General features: G+C 52.0%; 23 protein-coding genes. 10 read left to right on the forward strand and 13 right to left on the reverse strand.

The window, feature by feature from the left end:
• The first annotated feature begins 490 nt into the window (after nucleotides 1–490).
• A complete protein-coding gene (locus tag PORAS_RS07830; RefSeq protein ID WP_013760833.1) occupies nucleotides 491–1,210 on the forward strand; it encodes a copper homeostasis protein CutC in 720 nt (239 codons plus the stop codon).
• Nucleotides 1,211–1,254: 44 nt separating this feature from the next.
• A complete protein-coding gene (locus PORAS_RS07835) occupies nucleotides 1,255–3,708 on the forward strand; it encodes a transglutaminase domain-containing protein (RefSeq protein WP_013760834.1) in 2,454 nt (817 codons plus the stop codon).
• A gap of 219 nt (nucleotides 3,709–3,927) precedes the next feature.
• On the opposite strand, the gene PORAS_RS07840 is transcribed toward PORAS_RS07835, so the two are convergent.
• The 12 genes from PORAS_RS07840 to PORAS_RS09040 all read right to left on the reverse strand — a co-directional run bounded on the left by PORAS_RS07840 (nucleotide 3,928) and on the right by PORAS_RS09040 (nucleotide 11,945).
• On the reverse strand, nucleotides 3,928–5,619 hold the full coding sequence (locus PORAS_RS07840; protein WP_013760835.1) for an ion transporter: 1,692 nt from the start codon (nucleotides 5,617–5,619) through the stop codon (nucleotides 3,928–3,930).
• The gene (locus tag PORAS_RS07845; RefSeq protein ID WP_013760836.1) at nucleotides 5,597–6,202 is read right to left on the reverse strand and encodes a pyroglutamyl-peptidase I; all 606 of its coding nucleotides are present in this window, start codon (nucleotides 6,200–6,202) and stop codon (nucleotides 5,597–5,599) included. The genes PORAS_RS07840 and PORAS_RS07845 overlap by 23 nt, the downstream gene beginning before the upstream one ends.
• Nucleotides 6,203–6,237: 35 nt before the next feature.
• Complete coding sequence (locus tag PORAS_RS07850) at nucleotides 6,238–6,480, reverse strand: hypothetical protein (protein WP_013760837.1); 243 nt, start codon at nucleotides 6,478–6,480, stop codon at nucleotides 6,238–6,240.
• Nucleotides 6,481–6,539: 59 nt separating this feature from the next.
• A complete protein-coding gene (locus PORAS_RS07855; protein ID WP_013760838.1) occupies nucleotides 6,540–6,743 on the reverse strand; it encodes a hypothetical protein in 204 nt (67 codons plus the stop codon).
• A 35-nt stretch (nucleotides 6,744–6,778) separates the two neighbouring features.
• On the reverse strand, nucleotides 6,779–8,116 hold the full coding sequence (locus PORAS_RS07860; protein WP_013760839.1) for a hypothetical protein: 1,338 nt from the start codon (nucleotides 8,114–8,116) through the stop codon (nucleotides 6,779–6,781).
• Between the two features lie 13 nt (nucleotides 8,117–8,129).
• Entirely contained in the window at nucleotides 8,130–8,774 is a 645-nt protein-coding gene (locus tag PORAS_RS07865; protein WP_013760840.1) for a hypothetical protein, read from the reverse strand.
• Between the two features lie 414 nt (nucleotides 8,775–9,188).
• Nucleotides 9,189–9,632: an OmpA family protein gene (locus PORAS_RS07870; protein ID WP_013760842.1), complete on the reverse strand. Its 444-nt coding sequence runs from the start codon at nucleotides 9,630–9,632 to the stop codon at nucleotides 9,189–9,191.
• An 87-nt stretch (nucleotides 9,633–9,719) separates the two neighbouring features.
• Nucleotides 9,720–10,034, reverse strand: coding sequence for a hypothetical protein (locus tag PORAS_RS07875; protein ID WP_013760843.1), 315 nt, complete (start codon nucleotides 10,032–10,034; stop codon nucleotides 9,720–9,722).
• Nucleotides 10,035–10,063: 29 nt separating this feature from the next.
• A complete protein-coding gene (locus PORAS_RS07880; RefSeq protein WP_013760844.1) occupies nucleotides 10,064–10,480 on the reverse strand; it encodes a tellurite resistance TerB family protein in 417 nt (138 codons plus the stop codon).
• Nucleotides 10,481–10,499: 19 nt separating this feature from the next.
• Entirely contained in the window at nucleotides 10,500–10,658 is a 159-nt protein-coding gene (locus PORAS_RS09035; protein ID WP_013760845.1) for a hypothetical protein, read from the reverse strand.
• Nucleotides 10,659–10,713: 55 nt separating this feature from the next.
• On the reverse strand, nucleotides 10,714–11,604 hold the full coding sequence (locus tag PORAS_RS07885) for an OmpA family protein (RefSeq protein WP_013760846.1): 891 nt from the start codon (nucleotides 11,602–11,604) through the stop codon (nucleotides 10,714–10,716).
• Between the two features lie 200 nt (nucleotides 11,605–11,804).
• Complete coding sequence (locus PORAS_RS09040; protein WP_013760847.1) at nucleotides 11,805–11,945, reverse strand: hypothetical protein; 141 nt, start codon at nucleotides 11,943–11,945, stop codon at nucleotides 11,805–11,807.
• Between the two features lie 673 nt (nucleotides 11,946–12,618).
• Between PORAS_RS09040 and PORAS_RS07890 the strand changes: the two genes are divergently transcribed.
• The 8 genes from PORAS_RS07890 to PORAS_RS07925 all read left to right on the forward strand — a co-directional run bounded on the left by PORAS_RS07890 (nucleotide 12,619) and on the right by PORAS_RS07925 (nucleotide 23,483).
• A complete protein-coding gene (locus PORAS_RS07890) occupies nucleotides 12,619–12,840 on the forward strand; it encodes a DUF2795 domain-containing protein (protein ID WP_004331394.1) in 222 nt (73 codons plus the stop codon).
• Nucleotides 12,841–12,925: 85 nt separating this feature from the next.
• Complete coding sequence (locus PORAS_RS07895) at nucleotides 12,926–13,981, forward strand: PorP/SprF family type IX secretion system membrane protein (RefSeq protein WP_052306463.1); 1,056 nt, start codon at nucleotides 12,926–12,928, stop codon at nucleotides 13,979–13,981.
• Between the two features lie 197 nt (nucleotides 13,982–14,178).
• Nucleotides 14,179–15,543, forward strand: a complete 1,365-nt coding sequence (gene porK / locus PORAS_RS07900) for a T9SS ring complex lipoprotein PorK/GldK (protein ID WP_281674186.1) — start codon at nucleotides 14,179–14,181, stop codon at nucleotides 15,541–15,543.
• Nucleotides 15,544–15,596: 53 nt separating this feature from the next.
• Entirely contained in the window at nucleotides 15,597–16,655 is a 1,059-nt protein-coding gene (gene porL / locus PORAS_RS07905) for a type IX secretion system motor protein PorL/GldL (RefSeq protein WP_013760851.1), read from the forward strand.
• A gap of 55 nt (nucleotides 16,656–16,710) precedes the next feature.
• Nucleotides 16,711–18,261: a type IX secretion system motor protein PorM/GldM gene (porM, locus tag PORAS_RS07910; protein WP_004331392.1), complete on the forward strand. Its 1,551-nt coding sequence runs from the start codon at nucleotides 16,711–16,713 to the stop codon at nucleotides 18,259–18,261.
• A 39-nt stretch (nucleotides 18,262–18,300) separates the two neighbouring features.
• Complete coding sequence (porN, locus tag PORAS_RS07915; RefSeq protein ID WP_013760852.1) at nucleotides 18,301–19,527, forward strand: type IX secretion system ring subunit PorN/GldN; 1,227 nt, start codon at nucleotides 18,301–18,303, stop codon at nucleotides 19,525–19,527.
• A gap of 231 nt (nucleotides 19,528–19,758) precedes the next feature.
• Complete coding sequence (locus tag PORAS_RS07920; protein WP_013760853.1) at nucleotides 19,759–21,639, forward strand: leucine-rich repeat domain-containing protein; 1,881 nt, start codon at nucleotides 19,759–19,761, stop codon at nucleotides 21,637–21,639.
• A gap of 185 nt (nucleotides 21,640–21,824) precedes the next feature.
• Entirely contained in the window at nucleotides 21,825–23,483 is a 1,659-nt protein-coding gene (locus tag PORAS_RS07925; protein ID WP_004331424.1) for a leucine-rich repeat domain-containing protein, read from the forward strand.
• Between the two features lie 320 nt (nucleotides 23,484–23,803).
• Here the strand turns inward: PORAS_RS07925 and panC are convergent, their stop codons facing one another.
• Nucleotides 23,804–24,664 carry a pantoate--beta-alanine ligase gene (gene panC, locus PORAS_RS07930; protein ID WP_013760854.1) on the reverse strand — a complete coding sequence of 287 codons (861 nt, stop codon included), beginning with the start codon at nucleotides 24,662–24,664 and terminating at the stop codon, nucleotides 23,804–23,806.
• Nucleotides 24,665–24,667: the final 3 nt, after the last annotated feature.

A 24,667-nucleotide genomic window follows, 5' to 3' on the forward strand; every position in this document is an offset into this window, starting at 1 on the left:
TGATGTTTTCTGCGAAGTTATACCTTTATTAGGAATTGAGCAAGAGATGGGGAGTTAGAGATTAGAGGTTAGAGATTAGAAGCTAGAAGTTAGAAAGCTAATCGATAGACGTCTTGTCGTTCGGGGACATCTTCGATAATCACGCACAATATTCACGTGGAGAATTGCGAATCTCCACGTGGAAAAGAAAAATTCTCCACGTGGGCGAGAAATGAAACTTCGGAGGAATCAAATGATAAGTCCGAAGAATTTTTTCGCGCCTACGTAGAGAATAAAAAATAGCCACGTGGAGATTTGAGAATTTCCACGTAGCTATCGTTCTAAAGCCCTTCGAATATAAAGTGTATGGTCCGATGTAGGACTACACGTGGTGACGTATGGCTGACTTATGGTGAGATTTGCGACATCGAGGGGAGTAGCAGGAAGTGTGTATTACGAGCCGTTTTTAGTAAGTTTGTCACGGCAAAGAAACAATCCACCCAATTATAGTATGACGCAGGAAGTGACTTTTGGCGAGCGCAGCGAGGTAAGAGACTACACGCTAGAGGTGTGTACAGCAAGTATGCGAAGTGTGCAGGCCGCTGTGGCGGGAGGTGCTAAGCGTATAGAGCTATGCTCAGCACTATCCGTGGGGGGACTAACGCCTTCCCTAGGACTCCTCAGAGAGGTGCGCACCCTCTATCCCGAGCTTCGCATCCATGTCTTGATTCGCCCGCGGGAGGGAGACTTCGTCTACTCCGAGGAGGAGCTACGCGTCATGGAGCGAGACATCGAGGCGGCACTACCCTACGCTGATGCTATCGTCAGTGGCGCTATGACCCCCGCTGGCACAGTAGATGTGGTCGCTACGAGACGGCTCTTGGAGCGATCTCAGGGCGTCTCCTTTACGTTTCATCGGGCGTTTGATGAGTCGCAGAGTCCGCTAGAGGATATGGAGAGGATCTGCGCACTAGGCTGCACCCGTATCCTCACCTCTGGTACTCGGGAGACTGCCGAACTGGGTATACCGATCATTCGTCAGCTCATCGAGCGAGCTACAGGCGCGATTACCATACTCCCCGGGGGCGGTGTGACGGCGAGCAACATCAAGCGCATACTCACCGAGACAGGCGCTCAGGAGATACATGGCTCGGCCTCTCTACGTCTACCAGATGGTCGGCAGGAGACTGACGCAGATATCGTTCGCGACTTCCTAAAGGCTATTCACTAAACACTTATCTTTGCACAGCAAACACAACTCTCTATCTAAATCTTATGACACGAAAAGCTCTCCTTTACCTCATCACAGTGATGCTCCTAAGCGGATCACTAGCTCTAGCGCAAACGAAACCAACCGCTACCCCAACGAGTAGCGATCAGGTCGAGCAGTACCTAGACTTCCTCTATCAATACTTACCCCTACCCGACCGGTGTGACTATAGCAGAGCATTTTACGAGCACAATGTGCGACTCTCACTACAGACTCGCCAGGAGATGCCGTGGGGCAAGCGGATACCCGAGCGGGAGTTCAGACACTTCGTCCTACCGATCAGGGTGAATAATGAGAACCTAGACAATAGCCGAGAGGTTTTCTACAAGGAGCTCAAGAATCGTGTCAACGGCATGCCTATGTATGACGCCGTGCTGGAGGTCAATCACTGGTGCCACGAGAAGGTCACCTACCGCCCCACTGATGCCCGCACCAGTAGCCCGCTAGCAACGGTGCGTACAGCCTACGGACGGTGTGGCGAGGAGAGCACACTGCTCGTCGCGGCGCTCCGCTCTGTGGGTATCCCCGCCAGACAGGTCTACACGCCTCGCTGGGCGCATACGGACGACAATCATGCGTGGGTCGAGGCGTGGGTCGATGGCCAGTGGTACTTCTTAGGAGCGTGTGAACCTGAGCCCGTACTCAACCTAGGGTGGTTCAACGAGAGTGCTTCGCGTGGTATGCTCATGCACACCAAAGTGTTTGGAGCGTACGACGGACCCGAAGAGGTGATCCTCCAGACACCCTTCTTCACAGAGATTAATGTGATCGACCACTATGCCCCCAGCTCCGACCTCACCATCGAGGTGAAGACGCCCACTGGCGAGCCTGTAGCTAATGCGCGAGTAGACTTCAAGCTGTACAACTATGCAGAGTTTTACACCGTAGCCTCTAAGTTTACCGACGCCTTGGGCAGAGCCAAGCTCACGGCTGGGCGCGGGGATATGATGGTATGGGTCGAAAAAGGCGAAGACATAGCCTTGAAGAAAGTCACCTTCGGTGCCAAGCCCGTGGAGACCGTGATCCTATCGTCCGAGAGCCTGCCGAAGATTCTTGACGAGACCCTTACACCGCCTAGCATATCAGGCTCCCTGCCTCCAGTCTCCGAAGAGATGCGACGCATCAACAACGAGCGCCTAGCTTACGAGGATAGCATCCGGCAAGCCTACGAAGCGACGATGGTCGATGAGTCACGAGGCAACTATGTGACCATTCAGCAGTTTATGAAGCAAGCGAACAACAAAGAGATGGCCCAGAAGCTCCTCTCCGTCCTAACGAAGAAAGATCTGCGAGACATCTCCCTCGAAGTCCTACAAGACAGTGAGACCGCCGAGACCAATCAGTCAGAGATCTACTGCAAGTACGTCCTCAATCCCCGCGTAGAGCTAGAGTGGCTCACACCATACAAGCACTTCCTCCGTGAGCAGCTGGCAGCTCTCCGCTCACCACAAGAGCTGATCGACTGGACGCTCGCCAACGTTAAGCTAGTAACGGACCAGAACCCGCAACGCCTGAGGATGCAGCCGATGAGCGTCTACCGCGAGCGACAGGCAGATGATCTGGGCAGAAATATCTTCTTCGTAGCGGCTGCTCGTAGTCTCGGATGGCCTGCACGCATCAATGAGATCAATGGCAAGCTACAATATTACACAGACGATCACTGGGTCGACGTCCTCTGGCACGACCAAGCCAGCCCCATAGCCACCGCCCCTCAGGGCACACTCCAATTAAGCTATACCCCTTCGAAGTATATTAGCGATCCTAAGTACTATGCGCACTTTACCATCAGTCGCATCGTCGATGGCAAGACCTCGCTGCTGACCTTCGACGAGGAGGCTACCTGGAGTCGTGACTTTGCCAAGGGCATCAAGCTAGACGAGGGTCGGTATCTACTGACCACCGGCACACGTATGGCCAGCGGTGCCGTGCTGACGCATAGCGAAGTCTTTGAGATCAAGCGTGGGGAGACCACTACCATACAGCTCACCATGCGAGAGAGCAATGAGGGGGTACAGGTCATCGGCAGCTTTAATGCGGAGAACCTCTACTACGACCTCGCCACACAGACCACCAAGAGCCTCATCTCAACCACCGGACGTGGCTACTACATCTTAGGCTTGATCGCTCCAAATCACGAGCCGAGCAATCATACGCTACGAGACATCGCCATCTACAAGTCCGCTCTCGAGGAGTGGGGCCAGTCTGTCGTACTACTCTTTGAGAGCCAAGACGCCGCCACACGATTTATCGACGAAGGCTTCGATCTACCCGCTCAGGTGGTTTGGGGCATAGACTCAGAGGGCGCTATACTCAAGGAGATTCGCGAGGAGATGAAGCTCACGTCTAGTTCGCTACCCATCTTCCTCATCTGCGACACATTCAATCGAGTCGTCTACATCCAGCAGGGCTACACCATCAACATCGGTGAGCATCTCGTGAAGGTACTCAAGCAACTGTAGTAGCGCCGCGCAACACGAGTAGCGATTTGTAGGGACGCACGGCTCGTGCGTCCGTCCCCGTTAAAACCACGGCGCTGTAACCTTTGACACAACGGATTACACGTGTCGCTTGGACACAACGGACGCCCCTCACGCCCGTACACGACTCCCCGCCGTGCTGCTCGAAACGAACAGGGCTCGGACACACCACTCGGTGCGTCCGAGCCCTGTGTTTATGTTTTAATATCCACTTCGCTTGATCTTTAGCTCAGGTGAATACTCTTTATCTATGTCGCTCTCAAAGTGACGATTTAGGGAATCGGCTATTGTCTTTGCGATAGCTATACGCCTCGAGTCCCACAGGCAGGCACTCCACGCGATACGCAGGACTATGTTATTGCGAGATCCTCGTCCCTCACTAAAGTGGCGAGCGAAGAGTCGTGGAGAGCTCAAGTTGTGATACCTCTGATGATCTGAAGTCATCTCAAAGCGCTGCTCTAACTCAGCTGTCAAGTCTTGGTAAAAGGCTTGATACGCTTCCATATCCTGCACGATTAGATTGTTTCCCGTAAAGCTCTCATCGCCCTTAACTCCTCCTGCAGAGAAGTGGAAGATGGTCGGATAACTCGGCTCGTTGGCTCCGCTAGCTACAAGTGGGGTTAAGGTCCAGCTACCAGGACGTGAAGTGAGCACCTCTAGGTCCTCCATATATTGAGCTAGATTGGGCTCGACTTGACGATCATCAAAGGAGTAGTAGGACTTATACGGTCTCATCTCTCCTAATTCGCGACTGATGTAATTAAATCCCCCGATCATAGCAAGGTAGTATGAGAAGTTGCCGATTGCGGCATCAGCTAGACTAGATGGAGATATGATCGTCACCTTAGATCCCCTGTCTATATAGTAGCCGTAAGGCTTATTGACTATAAAATGCTCTACAGCAAGCTTGTCCTGTGGTCGCTCATCGATGGTCTGAGTGGTCGCAAGGTTGATCAGACGAAAATCATATGCCTCGTCCACTACATCTAATATATCTCCCACCTTGAGACCTATGCGAGCTTGTAGATCACATATAGAGAGATGCTGAGGTACAATCTGAAAACCTGTCGGGCGGTCTAGCTTTCGCTCGAAAGCTCTATGTAGCTTCTCCTTGTTCTTTCTAATAGTTTCTTTGTGAGCTTCCTCTTCGAGTGTCTCCGAAAAGCCCGCTCCGACCAAACCTGCCGGTATAGCAAAGAGAGCGATGCCAAGGATCCCTACGGCAAAGGCGACGACTTGCCCCACGGGAGTTACTGGCGGGGTCTCGGCAAACTGACCTGGATCACCTATGTACTGTGCAAAAGCCCACAACACGGAAGTCATACCATTATCAAAGGTTTCGGGCTGTGCCTCATGCTCATAGAAGAAGAGAACGAACGATAGCATCAAAGTCACGACTAGGAGCACCTGTAGTGAGATGAGTATCTCTTTGGACTTTGAGGTGATCGCCTGCTGTAAGAGACGGAACGATCGCATATAGCGAAAGATCCTCAAGACACGTACTACACGTAGAGACTTGAGTACCTGATAGGGCAGCGGGAAGACGAATGCAAGATAGAAGGTATAGGTAGAGAGTATATCTATCATACCGTAGAAGGTGAGACAGTAACGCACCCTACCCCAAAAACCTTTGTATTTGGGGCTAAGCACATCAGCGGTCCAAATACGTAGAGACACCTCTATCGTAAATATGATGACAGTGACAATGTCTATCACATGGAGTACACGCTCACAGCCCTCGGATATGTCAAAGGTGGATATGAAAACCGAGAGCGTACTCAGGACAATCAGTCCGACGATGGTGTAATCGACATAATTACCCCACTGCTTGGTATCAAGGTTTGTATCAAAGACCCGACCGAGCTGATGCTTAAATTGCTTGATGCGTTCCACAGGTTCGTTCGATTATGGCTACGATAGCCCGCACCATATCGTCTAGAGGCATCGTAGGCTTTTCAGGCTTAGCAGAGGGCTGACCCTCATAATATGGGAGGTGTACAAATAGGACTTGAGTGGACGGTCTGCTCTGAGCGACCGAGAGAGCCTCGTAGTAGAGGCGGTTGCAGACGTAGAGTCCAGAAGAGTTGGAGATCTTGACCTTTATCCCGAGCTGCTCGATGGTGGTGCGTAGCTCCTTGATTGCTGTATTGGTGAATAGAGCCGAACTTCCATTGGCATAGATGATCTCCTCATCGGGGAGATAGCCTTCGTTGTCGGGGAGCTTGGAGTCCATCATATTGATAGCGATACGCTCTAGCTTGACACGATCGCTACCTCCAGACTGTCCTAACATGATGATTAGGTCTGGAGTGTGCTGATCGATAGCCCTACGGAGAGCCGCCGCCACTTGATGGAAGCTAACAGGCATTAACTCCGTATAGATACGGACACCAGCTAGATCGTGGGTGGCTACTTCTTGAGCCACCACCCACGATGAGTTCTCAGGGTAGTTCCAGTAAGGTTCGAACCCTGTCACAAGTACGGTATACACGTTGCGTGTTCTTGTAGTCCTTACTTACACCTCTTGAGGCTAGCCTTAGCACTCTCGATCTGACTCTTATAGTTCTCAATCTGACGATCGTGATAGGCTGACTTGTCTATCTTGCTCTTGCGGTAAGAGGCTTTTGATGAAGGAGACGAAGCACTCCTGATCCTACTTGCGTAGTACTCATTGTCTCGCTTCTTCTTCTCTCGCTCTCTTGCTATAGATGCACGTAGATCTATGATCTTTTTCTTATAGTGTTCTTTGCTCATGACATCTGCTTGCTTCTTATGCTATCATATATATGATGGATGACTACGGAAGGACGATACTAGCCTTCTCTATCCTCTAGAAAGGTCATCAGCTTGGAGCCAAACTGGCGTGTCGTCCAGTCGTTGTCGTACTCAAAGCCCTCCTGCTCTGCTATCTCACGTAGGGCTCCCTTTACGTTGTCGTATACGCGGTACACGGTAATACTACCGTTGTCTAGTTTGTTGAGGATGTACTCTCCTGTGGTTACTGTTTTCTTTGCCATAGTTCTTTTAGTTGGTTTTAGTTTGGTTCTAAGAATTATCTAGTGAAATACACTGGTCTGGTATACTCCTTGGTATGTGTCAAAGAGGCTACTTCTAGCCAGATGTAGTTGTCGTAACGCATACGCTCGTTTTCGAAGCCTAGGTAGATGATCTTATGTCCTTGGGGTCTTAATTCACCATTACATGATTGAGTCCCCATCTGAGACTGATTGACATCATACTTGTAGTGTCCTGAAGAGGCTGTTTCGTCTTGAAACTTCTTGGCTTGCGTAGCATCGGTCAAGACATACATATTGCAAAAGGCATCCTCCTCACGAGCTGGACGTGTATTAAAGAGTAGTCGGTCGATGACGTTGCTACTGATGGTACGCTTTTCGTACACCTTGATGCCCAAAAGCTTGATCTGCTTAGAGGCGAGGGATAAGTTGTCGGCAAACTTGCCATCGCTGGGAGCTGTCTTCTCATTGGTAGATATACGGAGAGAGTATAGTATGGCATCACTACCAGCAGGTACAGGTACAGATATCAAAGCTCGAGACTTACCAGAGAATATAGACTTGAGATTACCTCGGAGTCCGATTTTCTTAGGCTCTTTAAACACCGCCGATACCCGCACACTCTCAGTGGCTTCTGCCAGGAAGTCTCCTTGCTTACAGCTCACTATCTGCTCCGATACGCGTGGTCGCTTGTCGTCATCTACGCCTTCATATGAGAGCGAGAGATCGGTGATAAGCTCCCCACCATCGGGCCGCAACTCGACCATATAGATACCATCTGAGGGGATAGTCACAAGCTCCTCTAGAGCTCCCCGCACACGCCACTGCTTGATACGCTTCTGATGATCGATACCAAAGAGAGTGAGGTGCACCGATCCTTGTGGGGTCAAGGAGATGCTGAGCTTGTCTTGAGCCTTGAAGTAATAAGGGTAACGCTTGACGGCATCTACCTTCATGTGTCTTCTAGAGATGAGGACTCTGCCTGAGGAGCGGGTTGATGTAGATACACTAGTGTATGTAGATTCAGTCTGTGATGACTGAAGTAGACTACTCGGAGCTGCTTGTAGCTCTGAGAGCCGCTCCTTGAGCTCTTGACACTTCTGCTGTGCACGCTCGCCCATACCGTCAGGATTGTAGTCGTACTCGATCCGACATAACTCTGTATAGAGAGCCTCTAAGTCTTGATCTGAATGCAAGCTTTGAGCTTTTGAGCAGATGAGGTCTAGCTTTTGCGATATATTGTCATACTTCATCTGCTCCAGCTCAGAGATCTTGTCGAGCTTTGCATCCTCCTTATTGCCTTGCCCACACCCAGCACAAGTCATAAGTATGCAGAGGAGCAAACCTCCATAGAGTATCTGTAACAGCCATTTCATACCTTCTCTCTGTCTAGTAGTTATAAGACTCATCGATGAGCTGTTCTAACCGCTCTCTCACCTGATCACTCTGAAATGCCGCATACTCACTGGCGTACTGACTACTGCTTGCGTCTACATAGGTAGCAAACCACGATAGCTTGCTCCTTACAAACTGACTAGCCTCATCTTGTCGTCCAGCAGCACACATAGCCACTACGACATCATTCATGTAGTCGTAGAGACAGGGGGCATTACCTATATAGCTTTCATCAAGAGCCTTTAGGGGATAGTAGTTCCAAGCGGTCTCGTAGTCTCCATGCTTGACTAGGTAGTCTCTGAGTAGCTTACAAGCATCTCGTTCGTAGGGGTAAAGGGAGTACGAGATATCATCTCGACCTTTGTGATATGGCGTGAGTACCTCGTATACGTAGATAGCTTGCTTAGGATTGTCGAGCTCTAGGTAGACGCGTATCAGACGTAGCGCACAGCTCTTCTTGTCGGAGCTGTCATCAATCTGCTCAATATACTTGGATGCTTCGGTGAGGTTACCCTCTTCGAGGGCTTTTTTAAACTGCTTGACAGCACTACTGCTACAAGCCGTGCTGATTACGTTGCCGATGAATGCAATCCCTAGAAGGGCTAGAACAGCATAAATGATAATCTTCTTCGTACTCATAAGAATGGGTCTAATAACACTCTAGATGGATAGAGCGAATGCTTAAGAAGAATAGGTTCCCAATGATATCAGCGTAAGAATAGTGAGGAGAATAAAACTTAGGATGAAAGAAGAGACAAGAATGACTTTGAGACAGAGACGGATTTTTTTTCGGACCAAGTTCACGGCGGAGTAACTTGATACTGCTAGAGTACCATGTCACAGAATTGTGGATCTGCGGGTAAGTCTTCACAGCCACAGTTCGTATCAGGTTCCAAAACAATATAAATGGAACTGATAGGACTGAGCCTAGACATCCGAAGAAGTTCCTTCGAGCTACGATCCTATGGCTTGACTTGAACCGCATATCTAGATTTCCGAGCTTTGTTCGCCGTGCCATAGTTTCGTTAGGTTTTAGTTGTTAGCTTATGAGACTTACTCTATCACGACAAACTCTGTGCGACGGTTGACCTCTAGACTGTCTGGGTCTATAGGGTCTGTGGATCCCTTGCCCTCTGCTTCTAGACGCTCTGCAGAGACCCCTTGACTGATGAGAAAGTCCACAGCTGCCTGAGCTCTAGCCTCTGAGAGCCGTTGGTTAAAGGTCTCATCGCCTTCCTCTGAAGTGTGTCCTTCTAGCTTGAGCTTTAGGCCTGAATGACTCTCCATAAACTTAGCAAGGTCGCATAGGACGAGCTGCGCCTCTCTGGTCAGATCAGCTTTGCCCTTGGCGAACTTGACATCGTTGAAGTTCTGCTCCAGCTCCTCGACCCGCTCACGATAGAGTTTATTCCTTTGTCTTCTATTAACACAATCTCCAATGAATCCGATGCCGATGAGAACCAGGACAATGTAAGTTATAATCTTCTTCTTGCTCATAGGGGATATAGCTTAGCCACGTGTGGGTGGGACGATAGTCAATGGAGACACTACTGAGGGGTAGTGCTCCATTGACATCTACTTAGGTTACTTCTTGCCTGCAGCGACTAGTGTGATGTTGTCGCTACTGAGCTCAGTGTTCTTAGCATTGGCCACTTGCACGCCAATGCCGTATAGCTCGACAATCTTCTTCTCGAAGTTACCGACTCTTAGGTTGCCACCTACAGTCAGCATACCACCCTTTGCGGAAGATGTCATAAGAGATCCGATTGTAGCCTCGTCATCGGCCATTGCTTTACAGTTTTCCGTCGTATAGACGCGGAGCGTAGCTCCAAATTCTTTCTTAAAGTTTGCCTTGAGGGTCTTAACCTTCATGCGGCTGTCAATGCGAAAGTCTGCCATGTTATTATAGTTATTGGTTATTAGTATGGTTAGAATTCGACTTCGATCTCTGGGCTGTACTTAACAAGGTCTAGCAGCATGAGCGTCACATCGGCATGCTCGACTTCTCCGCCCATAGCGTCAGCTAGGTCAAAGAGAACCTGCACCTCATCCACAGTGACAACGTTGTCTGCCATGACGATCTCGATAGCGCACTGCAAGAGCTTTTTTGTATCATCCTCTTCGATAGCTGAAGCTTTGTCGATGAGATACTCTTGGACGGCATCACCATCCTTCTCCTCTAGAGCGTTGACCGCCTCCTGAACCTGCTGAATGAGAGTCGCGGAGTCTATGCCAAGCGCCTCAGCGATGTCAGTAAGCATTTCGTTTTCCTCCTCGGAGTATACACCGTCTGCCCAGATGGCTACAGCCAGAAAAGCTGCTACATTCTTTATGTTTGATTTCATAGTTCTGTCGTTGTCTTTTTTATTTGAGCATTCGTTTGATACGTCTGAGTAGACTAGCGTCTTCTTGACGACGTTTTTTTGCGGCTGCTGCGCGAGCCTTTGCTAGATTTTCGAGCATAGCTTTACCTTCCTTGGTACGCTTGTCGATCTTACCTGATTTAGTTCGTTTTACTGCCATTGTGGTATTACTTAGTTGGTTATTAGTAGCGTTGAGATGATTAGCCTCAGCTTGTTCACTCTATGACGATGAACTCAGTGCGTCTATTGACCTCTGGGTTGTTTGGATCAATCGGTTCACTAGAACCCTTGCCCTCAGCTTGCAAGCGGTCCGCTGAGATGCCTTGGCTGATGAGGAAGTCTACAGCAACTTGAGCTCGCTCCTCTGAGAGTCGCTGATTGAAGGCCTCATCGCCCTCCTCTGAGGTGTGCCCCTCGATCTTGAGCTTTAGGTCAGGATTAGCCTCCATCAGTTTGGCTAGATCATGGAGGACAAACTTAGTCTCGTCTGTTAGGTCTGCTTTGCCCTGGACAAACTTAGCTGCATTGAAGTTTTTCTCGATCTCCTCAATACGGTCTTTATAAACTACCTTCTCTACGGTGACGACCTTCTCCACCTCGACCACCTGGGGCTTACGAAGTAGGAAAAATGCTATGATGGCACCTATCAGGAGCAGTGCGATGATGAGCCAGAGCCACCAGGGGAGTCCTTTCTTCTTAGCCACTGGGGGGATATAGCCGTTGAGATACTCTAGTCGGAAGCCTCCCTTCTCGCCAACTCGTCCAGCTTTTTCAAACTCTGCTACCACAATATCATACTGTGTAGCATGTCGTACGATTCTCTCGAAGCTTGGCTTGGTCCACATACTGACGACAGCAACTTTCTTGCCGTCACCCATAGTGAGTAGCTCGTCGGGAGCCTTGAAGTAGCCGTTCCAATTGGCTGTAGTTCCCTGTTCCTCTGCATAGATAAAGGTTTCTGGTACACCTTTGTCTGGATTCAGCTCGTTAGGAAATGCTTTGCGCAGGTCTGCGAGGGTAGCATGTGGATACATAATCATGTAGGCATGTACGATGCCTAGCGCTGTACGGTTTTGGGCTTTGCCAAATACTTTGATTTTGTCCATGAGGTTTATAGTGTTATAGTTTTATCGTCCGAATAGTTTCTTCAAGATGCCACGGCCTATCTTTTGGTTCAGACCACTCTTGCTCGTTGGAATACCTGTACGCCGAGATACTCGCTGTCTGAGCCTTGATACGCCCACGGCTCTCTGCCATGAGAAGGAGAGGCCTGGTATTGGTGTCGATCGTTTGCGTCCCATAGGGGTTATATTATCTGATATAAATACTCCACATAATCAGCAGCAGAGCCACGTAGCATGCAGAGGTTGTGCTCGTTAAAGCACAACTTCTGAGTCTTGGCAAAGTTTGCAACTATATTCTCTCGTACGGATGTGGCTAAGTTCATAGTTTTTTAGTGATTATGTTATGGAATTGGCAACTCCATAAGAACTTCACCGACAAAGGTACGAAATGTTTAACAAAAAAAAACACTTACATGAAGAATCAGAAAACGATGTGACGTAAAGACCTATTCTGGACAAGCACACAACACAAGAGCTGATCGAATTTTCCTAACTAGACTCAGGGATTTCCGAAAAGCGAGCGTCGTAAGAAAATAGCCACGTGGAAATTTGGCGTTCTCCACGTGGAGAGTGAACAATTCCAAGGGAGGAACTTTTCAGTTCCTCCCTTGGAATTAGAAAGTTCCTCCGCTGGAACTGAAAAGTTCCAAGAGGGGAACTATTTTTGGAACTCGTATATACTAAAAAATCAACACGATACGAACAGCTAAGACATCGCCATGTATGGACGGAGGCCTTCCGGCTCGGCACTCCCGTGCATCCCTACACATCTCGCTTGCCCCCTCCGACAAATCGTCACCCGTTATGTCGCTGTTCGTGAGATCTGCGGGAGTAGAAATTTGAAGAGTTGTAAATGTGGTCTAGGTTGTCTATATTTGCACGCTCGTAGGAGATGCGCTATGGGACGAGTCGGCGGAGGTGTGCAATAATCTAGCGACACTGCCGTTCTCTCCGATAGAATACTCCCTATTATATAACCACTGATATAGATTAACTATGTACTGGACGTTAGAATTGGCCTCAAAGCTAGAGGATGCTCCCTGGCCAGCTACCAAAGATGAGCTCATCGACTATGCTCAGCGCTCGGGTGCGCCCATCGAGGTGATCGAGAACCTTGAGGAGATCGAAGACGAGGGCGAGGAGTATGAGACCATCGAGGATATATGGCCGGACTACCCTAGCAAGGAGGACTTCTTCTTCAACGAGGAGGAGTACTAGCTCGTCGCTCTAGAGATACAAGACACTGACTCATAATCAGGAAGTCTCTGCATAGCTATTAGCTTATGACTACACGCCACCTAGGATGATACAGACGCACCCACTTCGGATCTGCGCTATACGGCTTGCGCCAGATGAGCACCAGTCGGAGGGGGGCGTATGCGCTACGGAAAGGTGGAGGCGCAAGTCTCTCGTGAGACTTCTGCTATGTCTGCTCATCGTGACCTGCTGGCTCCCGATGCGTTCGCTGGCACAGGTGGATCCGCTCTTCTCGGACTACCGACGGCTACAGAACTACTACAATCCGGCAGCTATCGGTCTGCAGAAAGATCTGCTTCTGACGGCAGCCTATCATCAGCAATGGATCGGTATAGAGGGAGCTCCTGCGAACCTTTTTGTCTCGGCTCATACGGAGCAGCAGTGGGGCAAGAGCTACCACGGCGTGGGGCTGGTGGTCGTAGCGCAGCGTGCGGGACTCTTTACCCGTACAGAGGCGCAGGCGGAGTATGCCTTTCAGCTGCGCTGGAAGGGAGACAAGATCCTCTCTATCGGCACAGGGCTGGGCATGATTAACCTTCTATATGACGGCACCAAGGCGCACATACCAGACGGAGGAGCTATGACACCAAATGACCCTTCGCTGCCACAGACGCCTGTGTCGGGGCGCAACTTTGACCTCTCTGCAGGGATCTTATGGCACACGCCTCGCTACTTCATCGGTGTCTCGGGACGTCACCTCACGGTGCCGCGCATCACCCTCGACAGGCTCTACTACCAGAAGGTGCCGATACATATCAATGCGGTCTGTGGGTACAATATTACACCCCCAGGTGCGTTATTATCGTGGCACCCCTCACTATTTGCCTCGACAAACTTGACGTCATGGCGGGTGGATGTCAACCTAGATGTGCGCCTTGCTCAGCGATGGGAGGCTGGTCTGATGTACCGACCTTTGCAAGCTGCGGGGCTACGGCTGGGAGCGCTCTTTGGCAAGTGTCACGTGGGTTATCTCTTTGAGATGCCTACGAGTCAGCTGGCGAGAGGCAACTGGGGCAGTCACGAGCTGGTGATCACCTATGCACTCCCGATGTCTAGCCACAAGAAAGGGACCAACAGCTACAAGAGCATCCGACTCCTCTAGCCCGTGTGTCTCTTTATTAAATAGAACTCTGAAACAACTTAGAAGCTATGAAAGAAGCTTTGCCGACATACTGCAGTCCGTCCGAGAGCGCGCATGACGCCCGTTCCGTACAAAGGCTTAGAACTAGAATCAGAGCGGGAGCCTTGCCCCTACTAGGTGCCTTGGCACTACTCTTACTCTTTATCTCCGTGCTGGGCATGGTGGGCTGCGCTCCCAAGCGTGGCTCTGGCGTGAGCGCCGAGCTGGTGGGCGTGGGTCTCTCCTCGTGGAGTGAGCCGGCGCCCTATGGCATGGTGCAGATACCGCAAGGACATATCGTGCTGGGCGAGCGTGAGGCGGACACCGTATGGGGACTACCCGCAGAGTACAGGGCGATCTCGGTAGATGCCTTCTGGATGGATCAGACGGAGGTGACCAATGCGCAGTGGCGACAGTTCGTCTACTATGTACGCGACTCGATCATTCGCGAGCGTCTAGCAGACCCGCTTTACGGAGGGAACCCGCTTTACAAGATTACTACAGACAAGTATGGTGATCCCGTCAAGCCCTACCTCGACTGGTCTCAGCCTCTACCCACTCCTAAGCGTGCATTAGAGCAGGAGCTGGAGGCGATGGAGAGTGTCTACTACACGAACCCCGTGACGGGCGAGCGCAAGCTCGATCCTAAGCAGATGCTCTACAAGTATGAGGTCTACGACTACCACGCAGCGGCGCTTTACCGCAACAACCTACAGCAGGAGGTACGTGCTAGCAAGGGCGTTCAGGAGCCAGTGATGATCTCTAAAGACACGGCTTACGTCAACGACCGTGGCGAGATAATCCGTGAGACGATCACACGTCAGCTCGCTAGTGAGTACGACTTCCTCAATACTTACATCGTAGCGATCTACCCCGATGAGACGGTCTGGGTCAACGACTACCCCAACTCTAAGAATGAGATCTACACCCGCACTTACTTCAACCACCCTCGCTACGACAACCACCCCGTGGTGGGTGTCACGTGGGAGCAAGCGACCGCTTTCTGCCACTGGCGCACGGACAACTACCGCAAGGGGCTGAACCTCCCAGACGGAGCTATCGTCCCGGAGTTTAGACTGCCCACCGAGGCGGAGTGGGAGTACGCAGCGCGAGCTGGACGAACTAACACGAAGTTCCCATGGAATAGCGAAGACCTAGACTCGGAGGACGTCTGCTTCTTGGCGAACTTCAAGCCCTTCGAGGGAGACTACGCAGCCGACGGGCAGGTGATCACTTCGCAGGTAAGTACCTTCTCGCCCAATGACTACGGGCTCTACGATATGGCGGGCAACGTGGCGGAGTGGACCAGCTCAAGCTACTTCGTCTCTAGCTACGAGATGATGGACGATGTCAATCCGCAGATGCGCTACAACGCAGCTCGCGAAGACAACACGATGCTACGGCGCAAGGTCGCCAAGGGAGGCTCGTGGAAGGACGTCCTCCGCTTCATCAGATCCACACGACGCATCTACGCACCACAAGATGAGGCACACTCTTACATTGGCTTCCGCTGTGTACGTAGCATCATCAACAACTCCAAATAAGCAACGCAACAGACAGCCCCAACGACGGCTTAACCCTACAGATAGATCGACTCATGGCAAAGAAATATAGACGCTACAAGAATGGACTGGAGATGTATCTCTCCAGTAAGAAAGGGCGCAGAGTGCTCAACTTCGCATACAGCTGGGGTGCCGCAGTGGTTATCCTAGGAGCGCTCTTTAAGTTGCTCCACTTCCCTTTTGGCAATGAGATGCTTTTCATCGGTATGATCACCGAGTTCTTCGTCTTCTTCATTTCAGGCTTTGAGCAGCCTGAGGAGCATTACCAGTGGGAGCAGGTTTTCCCCGAGCTAGACTCTAAGAACCCGATGGACAAGCAGGAGATGGAGGCTCGCCGACAGTACCTCCTCCGCAAAGCTCAAGAGGCAGCCGCAGCGCCTGCCCCCTCTTACGCCTATCCTGAGGGTGAGCATCACGAACCAGCGAGGGCATACGTTGCTCAACCGCAAGCACAACAACAAACTCAGACACAAGTTCAGGCGAGCTACGTCACTCCTGAGGGTGGCTACGGTGCGCCAGCTTCTGAAGTGCAAGTGGAGCGTCTCTCCTCGGCCATTGATCAGCTAGCCAATGCCGCTTCGCAGCTGAGCCGACTGGGCGAGCTGTCTCAGCAGATGACCGATCAGTGGGTTGCTATGCAGCAAGACGGTCGCACCCTCGGTGAGAGTGCCGTCGAGTATCAGACGCAGATGGACACGACCTCACAGCACTTGGCTCGTCTCAACCAGATCTACGAGTCTCAGCTAGCAAGCATCACAGGACAGGTCGCTACCATTGACCAGATCAACCAAGGGCTGGAGCATATTAAGAATATGTACCAAGACTCCGCCATCGATAGTACCACCTTCCGCACGCAAAATGAGCGCTTGACCATGCAGCTCTCTGAGCTAAACCGTGTCTACGCTCGCATTCTGGAGGCGCTGACAGTCAATATGGGCGCTCCCGGCATGGCTGGTCGTCCTTATCAGGGAGGCTACGAGCCTAGCTACTACGCTCCAAGGCAGGAGTATCCGTCGGCACGTCCTGACTACTACGCATCACAGCCCTATCAAGCACCACGCAATGCGGGCGCACCACAGGAGCCACAAGAGTAGAGCGCTTTCCTCTTCATCTACTCGATAGCTATTCATCTAACACAATCTAGGCATTATGGCAGCAGGAAGTAGTGGCAACCGCAATAGGCAGAAGATGATCAATCTGATGTATCTCGTCTTCATTGCGATGGTAGCACTCAATGTCTCCTCGGAGGTGCTCTCGGGCTTTGTCCTCGTGGAGCGCAGTCTCACGCACACCATCGAGGGAGCGCAGCAGAGCAATGACAACATCATGAAGGGGCTCTCGACTGCTTATGCCAAAAATCCTAGCAAAGCGGAGCCCTGGTATCGCAAAGGACTAGCGCTCACCGCCTATGCCGACTCGCTTTATAACGAGATAGACCAGCTGCGCCTCCTCATAGCACAAGAAGCAGATGGTAAAGATGCCAATCCCAACGAAGTGGCCCGCAAGGACGATATGAATGCCCCCACGACCGTCATGCTCAACCCTCTTACACGGCGAGGCGCTAAGCTAAGGGAGTCGATCGAGGCATTCCGCACTTACACCACGCAGATGGTTCGTAGCGACAGCCGTCGTGAGCATATCTCCGAGATGCTCAGCACGGAGCGCGCGGGCGGACTGAGCTGGGAGCAGCAGATCTTTGAAAACATTCCCACCATCGCCTCGCTCACGATGCTCACGAAGCTCCAGAGCGACATACGCTCCGTCGAGGGAGACGTACTGAGTGACCTTGTCCAGAATATCGACAGCGGCGACCTCCGCGTCAATAAGATAGCGGCGCAAGTGATCCCACGCAGTCAGCTCGTCATGCAGGGTAGCCAGTACGAGGCGAGCATCGTCCTTTCCAGCTACGACTCGACACGCGTTCCCAAGATCGTAGTCAATGGCACTACGCTCCCCGAGAGCGCAGAGGGCGTCTATCGTGTCACAGCGACAAAGGCTGGCACCTTCCCCATCTCAGGCTACATCGAGACCGAGCTGCCCGACGGGACTGCTGTCAAGCAACCTTTCCAGTCGGAGTACTATGTCACTGAGCCTTTTGCGACGGTCGCTCCTACCATGATGAACGTGCTCTATGCGGGTATCAACAACCCGATCAGCATCGCCGTGCCTGGCGTCCCTTCGCAAAACGTGACCGCCACGATGACCAATGGGACGCTCACCCGCCAAGGCAATAGCTGGATAGCTAAGCCCGCTAAGATCGGTACTCCCGCCGTCATCACCGTCATGGCCAAGCAGGCAGACGGACGAACCACCAAGATGGCCGAGACATCGCTACGGGTACGAGCACTCCCCGACCCGCTACCTTATATACAGTACACCGATGCCAATGGTGCGACCAAGCGCTTTAAGGGTGGACGTATCGCCAAGCGCGACCTCCTCACCGCTAATGGTATCGGAGCAGCTATCGACGATGATCTGCTAGACGTCCCCTACCAAGTAGTGCGCTTCCAGCTCCTCTTCTTTGACTCTGTCGGTGGCGTTATCCCTGAGGTGTCCAATGGCCCCACCTTCTCCGCAAGACAGCGAGACAAAATTCGCAATATGGCAAAGGGTAAGCGCTTCTTCGTGAGCGAAGTGACCGCTCGTGGTCCCGATGGTATCGAGCGACAGATCCCAGCCATCGAAGTAATCGTACGATAGTCTTCACAGCTTTAAGAATAGACCCATTCCCACTATACTATGCAACGCATTCAGTCTCTACTCATAGTACTCCTTGCCCTCACGCTCACACTGACCGCTGAGGCGCAAAACTTCGACCCGCTCTCCGCTACTCCGACCGACTCGACACAAGTCGCCACGGAGCTGCCACGCCGGCGCCCTACGGCACGTCAGCGACGTGCTCAGAAAGAGCAGGAGCAGGAGACACAGGCCAATGGCATCTCCATGCGCGCCAAGAACTACGCCGACCAGCAGGTCAAAGATACAGAGACAGCCCCCTGGCGTCGAGTCGTCTACCGACAGCTCTCGATAGATAGCCTAGCCAATGCCCCGATCTTCCGTCCTGTACGTCCCTCGGGAAAGTTGCAGAGCCTCTTCTCGCTCCTCTTCAACCGCTTCAACGAGGGGAGCATCACCGTCTATGAGTACGAAGACCTAGGCTACGAAAACCTAACTCCAGAGCGACAGCTGCGCTTCGAGGACTTCCTCGACCGCTTTGGCATCGTATATGACAAAGACCCCAGCCAGACTGGCAATCGCTCCTTCAAGATCCTCCCCGTAGACATCCCCACGCAGTCTATCCGCAGCTACTACGTCAAGGAGGAGTACTACTACGATGTCAAGACCAGCGACGTAAGCAGTCAGATCGTAGCGATCTGCCCCGTGATGGACGACGAGATCTCTATGGAGGGTAGCGTACGCATACCGCTCTTTTGGGTCAAGTACTCCGACCTGCAGCCCTACCTCTCGCAGCAGCCTGTCATGCTCTCGACCAAGAATAACGCCACGACAGCTACGATGGACGACTTCTTCAGCCTCAACCTGTACCGTGGACAGATCTCGATGACGCTAGGCGGTGAGACCGCTGAGCTCAATAGCGAGATGAGCGACTCGACAGCTATGGCTGCTCGTCAAGCTTTCCACAACCAGATCGAGGGCGAGCTCAAGCAGTTTGAGGAGAGCCTCTACGGCACCGAGTACACCACCTCTGCAACGAGCGACAGCGACCTCCAGGAGGGACGTGACGGAGAGGACGACTCGCAGCTCGACACAGCCCGTGCCCGTCGCTCGCAAGAGCTCCGCGAGGGCAAGAGTAACCAGCGCAAAGCTGCAAAAGCGACCAAGGCAAAGAAGAAGAGCCGCGCTGACAAGAAGCGTGCTAAAAAGACTACCCCCAAAGCTACTAAGACAGAGCAGCCGAAGCAGTCTAAGAGCAGCTCCACACGCTCCGTACGCAACCGCTTCTAGCCACACACCACACAAGCAACCGCTTCTAGCCACCAGCTACTAAGCGACCAACCACCCACAGAGGGCTGGGCTCGTCACAACGGGCTCAGCCCTCTCTTTATGATATGAGTCTTATACTAGCCGACCTTGTCACTAGTGAGGGAGATCCCATAGTGAACAGTGTCGAAGGGGTAGTTGTGTGGGTTGGGAAATTATGTACCTTTGGCAAAACAAACCATTACGAATATAACTATGTACAAGACACTTCTACGCACTTTACTCTCCCTGCTCCTCTGCCTACCAGCTCTACTATACGCAGAGGGCGACAAGGTCACCCTGCGCACATCAGCTCCTGTCGGATCGCAGGTGGCTCTCGCAGTCAATGACGAGGCGATCATTAGCGATGCGCTACAGCTAGACCATAGTGGAGTCAATGCTGTGGGCAACGACTGCAATTGGTACAAGGTCATTCGTCAGGAAGTCGAGATCACTGGATCCATAACAAAGATCGAGGCAACCTCATTTAGGCTAGCGAGCCTACAGATCGAGCAGGCTCCCGATTTAGATGTTTTCTTCTCTGAGGAGCGGGACAGAGGGAAACAGACGATTCAAGAGGCGGACTTCTCGATGTGTCCCAACATCACCAAGATCGGCATTCAGATGGCTGAGTTAAAGCAGATCAAGCTCCAGGGGCTGGCGCAGCTCTCTCTACTCGGTATCGGAGGAAACAATCTCTCTGCGCTAGATGTCTCTGGGTGCGACAACCTCAACGTCATATTTATGCACCGCAACCAGATCAAGGAGCCCGAGATGGGTGCCTTCATAGCCTCCCTACCCTCTCGTGTTGACCAGTCGACTGGCTACATTGTTGTCATAGACACTTACCCCTCTTTGACAGACGAAGGCAATGTCTGCACTGCAAAGCAGGTGCGACAAGCAAGGGATAAAAACTGGATCATTAAGACAGCAGACAACGAGGAGTACCCCGGCTCTGGATACCAGCAGCACATCTCCGATGAGACGATCCGACTGACCACGACACTGACCATCGGTCAGGGCGAGAACTACATCCCGCTCGGTATAGAGGCCTATCCCGACGAAGACTTTGAGGTCGAGGGTGGCACTTATCACAGCACTGCCAATGGACGTCGCTACTACCTGCTCGAAAGCCCTAATCTAGTCATACGTGGCAAGGTGCGCTCGCTAAATTGTGGAGGCACCTACCTGACGCATCTAGACATCAGTGGCAATCCTGAGCTGGAGACCCTCCTATGTGACGACAACAAGCAGCTTCAGTCACTCGTCCTAGGGACGCCCCATAAGCTGAAAACGCTCAACACATCCGACTCGCCCGTCGGAGATATAGACTTCTCACTCCTCCCCTCCCTCGAGTACCTCTATTGTAGAAATAGTCAAGTGCCTCCTCGCTCTCTGGCCTCTCTGACACAGCTCAAAGAGCTAAACTGCTCGGGCAATGCTTGGAGCACGCTAGACCTCTCTCAAGCCACTCAACTCGAAAAGCTATTCGCAGCCGGGTGTGGACTATTGAAAGTAGACCTCACGCATTGTCCCAACCTTCGTGAGGTTCAGGTACATGTCAATTACCTTAGAGAGCTACCTCTCGCTTCTGACAAGCTCTATAGCGTGATCGCCTTCGACAATGAGATCAGCGGAGAGCAGATGACCCACCTGGTAGAGAGTCTCCCGACCTTTGAGACTGGAGCTGATCCAGACGCACCAGAGCAAGCCGAGCTCATAATCTTCCGCACGGACAACCAGCCAGAAGCAGACAAAAACCGCTGTATGACCTCAGACGTACAGATTGCTACAGCAAAGAATTGGGCGGTTCTATCCGTAGATATGGATTACAATAAGTCTCCCTACTCAGGACTGCAAGGAGATCACATATCACTCTGCCCGACTTCTGCCGTATCTCTCTACGTAACCCCTGAGGAAGTCCGCATAGAGGGCATTCCACACGGAGAGACCATCACGCTATACGACTTGTCGGGAGTGATCGTATATAGCTTAGCGGCTAGCTCAGGCACCGCTGTCATTAGCCCTGACGCAATCCCCTCTGGTATCTACTACCTATCTGTCGGTGAGGAGGTTCTGCCTCTTATCATCAGATAAAGCTTCTCACGAAGCAAAGCGAAGACTTTCGAAGCAGAGGGCTGGGTCCGTCACAACGGGCTCAGCCCTTTACTTATCCAGTCGCTCCACACGCTCCTATTGCTCGCTTATCCCTTATAGTGTCAAGTGACCGCAAAAGCTTACCTTTGTTGGCAGTTCCAAACTTCATACATAACCACCTGCTTATGAAACATTACTACCTGCTCGCACTCATTGGCGTGCTACTCTTACCCCTTTCTATCTCAGCTCAGACCATCGTGGATGGTGTCTTATCTGGCTGTATGGGTCTCTCGGGACGATATGTCGTACCTGACGAAGTGACCAAGATCGACAACTTCGCATTCTTCTCCTCGTCTGTTACCGAGGTGGTAATCGGCAAGAATGTTCAGGAGATCAGCAACGCAGCTTTTCAAAACTGTATGAACCTCGAGCGCATCACCTTTGCCGCAGGCTCCAAGCTAGAGCGCATCGGAGACGATGTTTTTAGCGACTGCCCTAAGTTGGTCGAAATAGCACTTCCCGAGGGACTTCAGCAAATGGGCGTACGTACCTTCTGGCTCAATGAGTCGCTCAAGCAGGTTACACTCCCTACGACCCTCGACACGCTACCCAAGTATTGCTTCCAAGGCTGTACAGCACTGCGCAAGATGAGCCTGCCCGAAGGCATGAAGGTCATCGCCGAGAACGCATTCTCAGGCTGCGAGAACCTGATGCAAGTGAAGCTGCCTAGCACCCTCGACTCCATCGCGACAAAAGCATTCTATAAGAACCTTGGACTATTCTCTCTATCGATCCCCGAGGGGGTACGCTCGATCGCTGATAGTGCTTTCATGCGTTGCGAAAACCTCGAGACCGTCACCCTGCCAGCCAGCCTAGAGCGTGTCGGTGCTAAGCTCTTCCGCCGCTGTTCTGAGCTCACAACTATCTCCGTATCCTCTGGAAGCAAGCACTTTATCTCTCGTGATGGCATACTCTACTCAGCCGATCTGAAGACACTCTATGAGGCTCCCGCCAAGCTCAAGAGCGAGGACTACAAGATACCAGCAGAGACAGAGACCATCTACCACTACGCCTTCTACGAGTGTCCCGAGGTTCAAGGTATCACCATACCACAGACGATCAAGCGCATCGGCATCGCAGCTCTTGTGAACAATGGGATGCGTCAGTTTACCTTCCCTGGCAATGATAAGTATTGGCTCGAAGAGGGTTCGCTCTACTACAAAGCAACCACCAGCGCTGGCGAGCAGATTGTCTTTATGGCACACCCCTCAGAGGCTGAGGGCGAGGCAATCGTCGCCTACGGCACTAGCTACGTGTCAGACTACGCACTCGCAGGGTGTCACAAGATTAGCTCACTACGTCTGCCCTCGACGCTCCTCGGTATGGGCGCCTTCGTGCTCAATGGATGCAAGGAGCTCAAGGATATCTCTAGCTACGCCATAGAGCCACCCGTCCTCACAGAGGAGTCTCTCATGGGTCTCGCTCTCCCCTCCGTGCAACTACACGTCTACCCAGAGGCTATGCAGAAGTATATGAATGCTCCCTACTGGCAGCTCATCCTACATGGTGACGACCTCACGGGAGAGGAGCCTAGAGCTATTGCATCGCCTGAGCAGCAGACCACAGAGCTCATCTGGAGCTATCAGCCCGATGGCATGCTACATCTCGAGAGCCAGAGCGCGGCAGCTATACAGGTAGCTCTCTACAGCACAGATGGCATACACATGGCCACGCTAGAGCTAGCACCACACGCTACCGCACAGCTCGCCCTCCCCACAGCTGGTATCTACCTACTCCGTAGCACCTCAGCTCACAGCACCCGCACTGAGCGTATCATACGCTAAGGAGCATCAAGCTTATCGTCTCTGCACGATAAAGCGTCCGTAAAAGGAGATCATACAATGCGAGGCATCTACACGTTACGGTGTGGATGCCTCGTTTGTTTTTGAGATCGTCCAGGATCTCCACGGAGGAAATGAAAATTCTTCACGTGGAGAAAAAAAATTCCCCACGTGGGCGTGAAATGAAACTTCGGAAGAATCAAATGAAACTTCGGAGGAAATTTTTCTCGCCTACGTGGAGAATAAAAAATAGCCACGTGGAGATTTGAGATTTTCCACGTGGCTATCGATGATTTAGGAGACCTAGTCCATGGTCAGCTGATCTATTTAGCCGAGGTCTTGTAGTGAATATTGTCAATAAGACGAACCTCGCCGCAGTAGCAGACGATGCAGCCGACAGGATCGCTGCTGTCTGACCACGACTCGAGAGGACGCAGCGTCTTGCCGTCGACGATCTGGTAGTACTCGGGACGCAGTAGCGGGTGCTCTGCGAGGCGTGAGACAACGAAGTCGACGACCTCACGTGGTGAGTGCTCTGGGACCAGCTCCAGACTCGCTACGAGCGTATCGTGGATACGTGGCGCTACGTCACGCTGCTCACTGGTGAGGAGGAGGTTACGGCTGCTCAGGGCTAGTCCGTCAGCCTCACGGATAATGGGGCAACTGTGTATCTCTACGGGCAGAGCGAGCTGGCGAACCATCTCGCGCACGATGGCTATCTGCTGGAAGTCTTTCTCGCCAAAGAAAGCGCCATCAGGCTGCACGAGCATAAAGAGCTTGCTCACGATCTGCGCTACACCATTGAAGTGCCCTGGGCGATGAGCCCCCTCCATAGTCTCTCCGAGGAAGCCGAAGTCAAACTGACGGGTGTCCGCCTCGGGATACATCTCCTCGACGGTGGGCAGGAAGGCTATGTCCACCTGAGCGTCACTCAGGCGTGCTAGATCCTCCTCTGGCTTGCGAGGATAGGTACGCAGATCTTCGGGATTATTGAACTGCGTGGGGTTGACAAATACGGATACGACGACGATGTCGTACTGCTTTCTAGCAGCTGCCACTAGGCTCAAGTGTCCAGCATGCAGGGCACCCATAGTAGGCACTAGCCCTACATGGGCTGAGGGGTTCTCTTGGCGTAGCTTAGAGAGTTCTTGCTGTAGCGCAGCAACCGTTGTAATGACTTTCATTTG

It is taken from the genome of Porphyromonas asaccharolytica DSM 20707 (assembly GCF_000212375.1).
Taxonomy (GTDB): Bacteria; Bacteroidota; Bacteroidia; order Bacteroidales; family Porphyromonadaceae; genus Porphyromonas; species Porphyromonas asaccharolytica.

What these genes read in the sequence shown, in the direction of transcription:
- PORAS_RS09035 (WP_013760845.1), bottom strand. Translation starts at nt 10,658, where the DNA reads ATGGCAGTAAAACGAACTAAATCAGGTAAGATCGACAAGCGTACCAAG.
- PORAS_RS07850 (WP_013760837.1), bottom strand. Translation starts at nt 6,480, where the DNA reads ATGAGCAAAGAACACTATAAGAAAAAGATCATAGATCTACGTGCATCT.
- PORAS_RS07880 (WP_013760844.1), bottom strand. Translation starts at nt 10,480, where the DNA reads ATGAAATCAAACATAAAGAATGTAGCAGCTTTTCTGGCTGTAGCCATC.
- PORAS_RS07835 (WP_013760834.1), top strand. Translation starts at nt 1,255, where the DNA reads ATGACACGAAAAGCTCTCCTTTACCTCATCACAGTGATGCTCCTAAGC.
- PORAS_RS07865 (WP_013760840.1), bottom strand. Translation starts at nt 8,774, where the DNA reads ATGAGTACGAAGAAGATTATCATTTATGCTGTTCTAGCCCTTCTAGGG.
- porL (WP_013760851.1), top strand. Translation starts at nt 15,597, where the DNA reads ATGGCAAAGAAATATAGACGCTACAAGAATGGACTGGAGATGTATCTC.
- PORAS_RS07860 (WP_013760839.1), bottom strand. Translation starts at nt 8,116, where the DNA reads ATGAAATGGCTGTTACAGATACTCTATGGAGGTTTGCTCCTCTGCATA.
- PORAS_RS07830 (WP_013760833.1), top strand. Translation starts at nt 491, where the DNA reads ATGACGCAGGAAGTGACTTTTGGCGAGCGCAGCGAGGTAAGAGACTAC.
- PORAS_RS07920 (WP_013760853.1), top strand. Translation starts at nt 19,759, where the DNA reads ATGTACAAGACACTTCTACGCACTTTACTCTCCCTGCTCCTCTGCCTA.
- porK (WP_281674186.1), top strand. Translation starts at nt 14,179, where the DNA reads ATGGTGGGCTGCGCTCCCAAGCGTGGCTCTGGCGTGAGCGCCGAGCTG.
- PORAS_RS09040 (WP_013760847.1), bottom strand. Translation starts at nt 11,945, where the DNA reads ATGAACTTAGCCACATCCGTACGAGAGAATATAGTTGCAAACTTTGCC.
- PORAS_RS07875 (WP_013760843.1), bottom strand. Translation starts at nt 10,034, where the DNA reads ATGGCAGACTTTCGCATTGACAGCCGCATGAAGGTTAAGACCCTCAAG.
- PORAS_RS07895 (WP_052306463.1), top strand. Translation starts at nt 12,926, where the DNA reads ATGATACAGACGCACCCACTTCGGATCTGCGCTATACGGCTTGCGCCA.
- panC (WP_013760854.1), bottom strand. Translation starts at nt 24,664, where the DNA reads ATGAAAGTCATTACAACGGTTGCTGCGCTACAGCAAGAACTCTCTAAG.
- PORAS_RS07870 (WP_013760842.1), bottom strand. Translation starts at nt 9,632, where the DNA reads ATGAGCAAGAAGAAGATTATAACTTACATTGTCCTGGTTCTCATCGGC.
- PORAS_RS07925 (WP_004331424.1), top strand. Translation starts at nt 21,825, where the DNA reads ATGAAACATTACTACCTGCTCGCACTCATTGGCGTGCTACTCTTACCC.
- PORAS_RS07885 (WP_013760846.1), bottom strand. Translation starts at nt 11,604, where the DNA reads ATGGACAAAATCAAAGTATTTGGCAAAGCCCAAAACCGTACAGCGCTA.
- porN (WP_013760852.1), top strand. Translation starts at nt 18,301, where the DNA reads ATGCAACGCATTCAGTCTCTACTCATAGTACTCCTTGCCCTCACGCTC.
- porM (WP_004331392.1), top strand. Translation starts at nt 16,711, where the DNA reads ATGGCAGCAGGAAGTAGTGGCAACCGCAATAGGCAGAAGATGATCAAT.
- PORAS_RS07890 (WP_004331394.1), top strand. Translation starts at nt 12,619, where the DNA reads ATGTACTGGACGTTAGAATTGGCCTCAAAGCTAGAGGATGCTCCCTGG.
- PORAS_RS07855 (WP_013760838.1), bottom strand. Translation starts at nt 6,743, where the DNA reads ATGGCAAAGAAAACAGTAACCACAGGAGAGTACATCCTCAACAAACTA.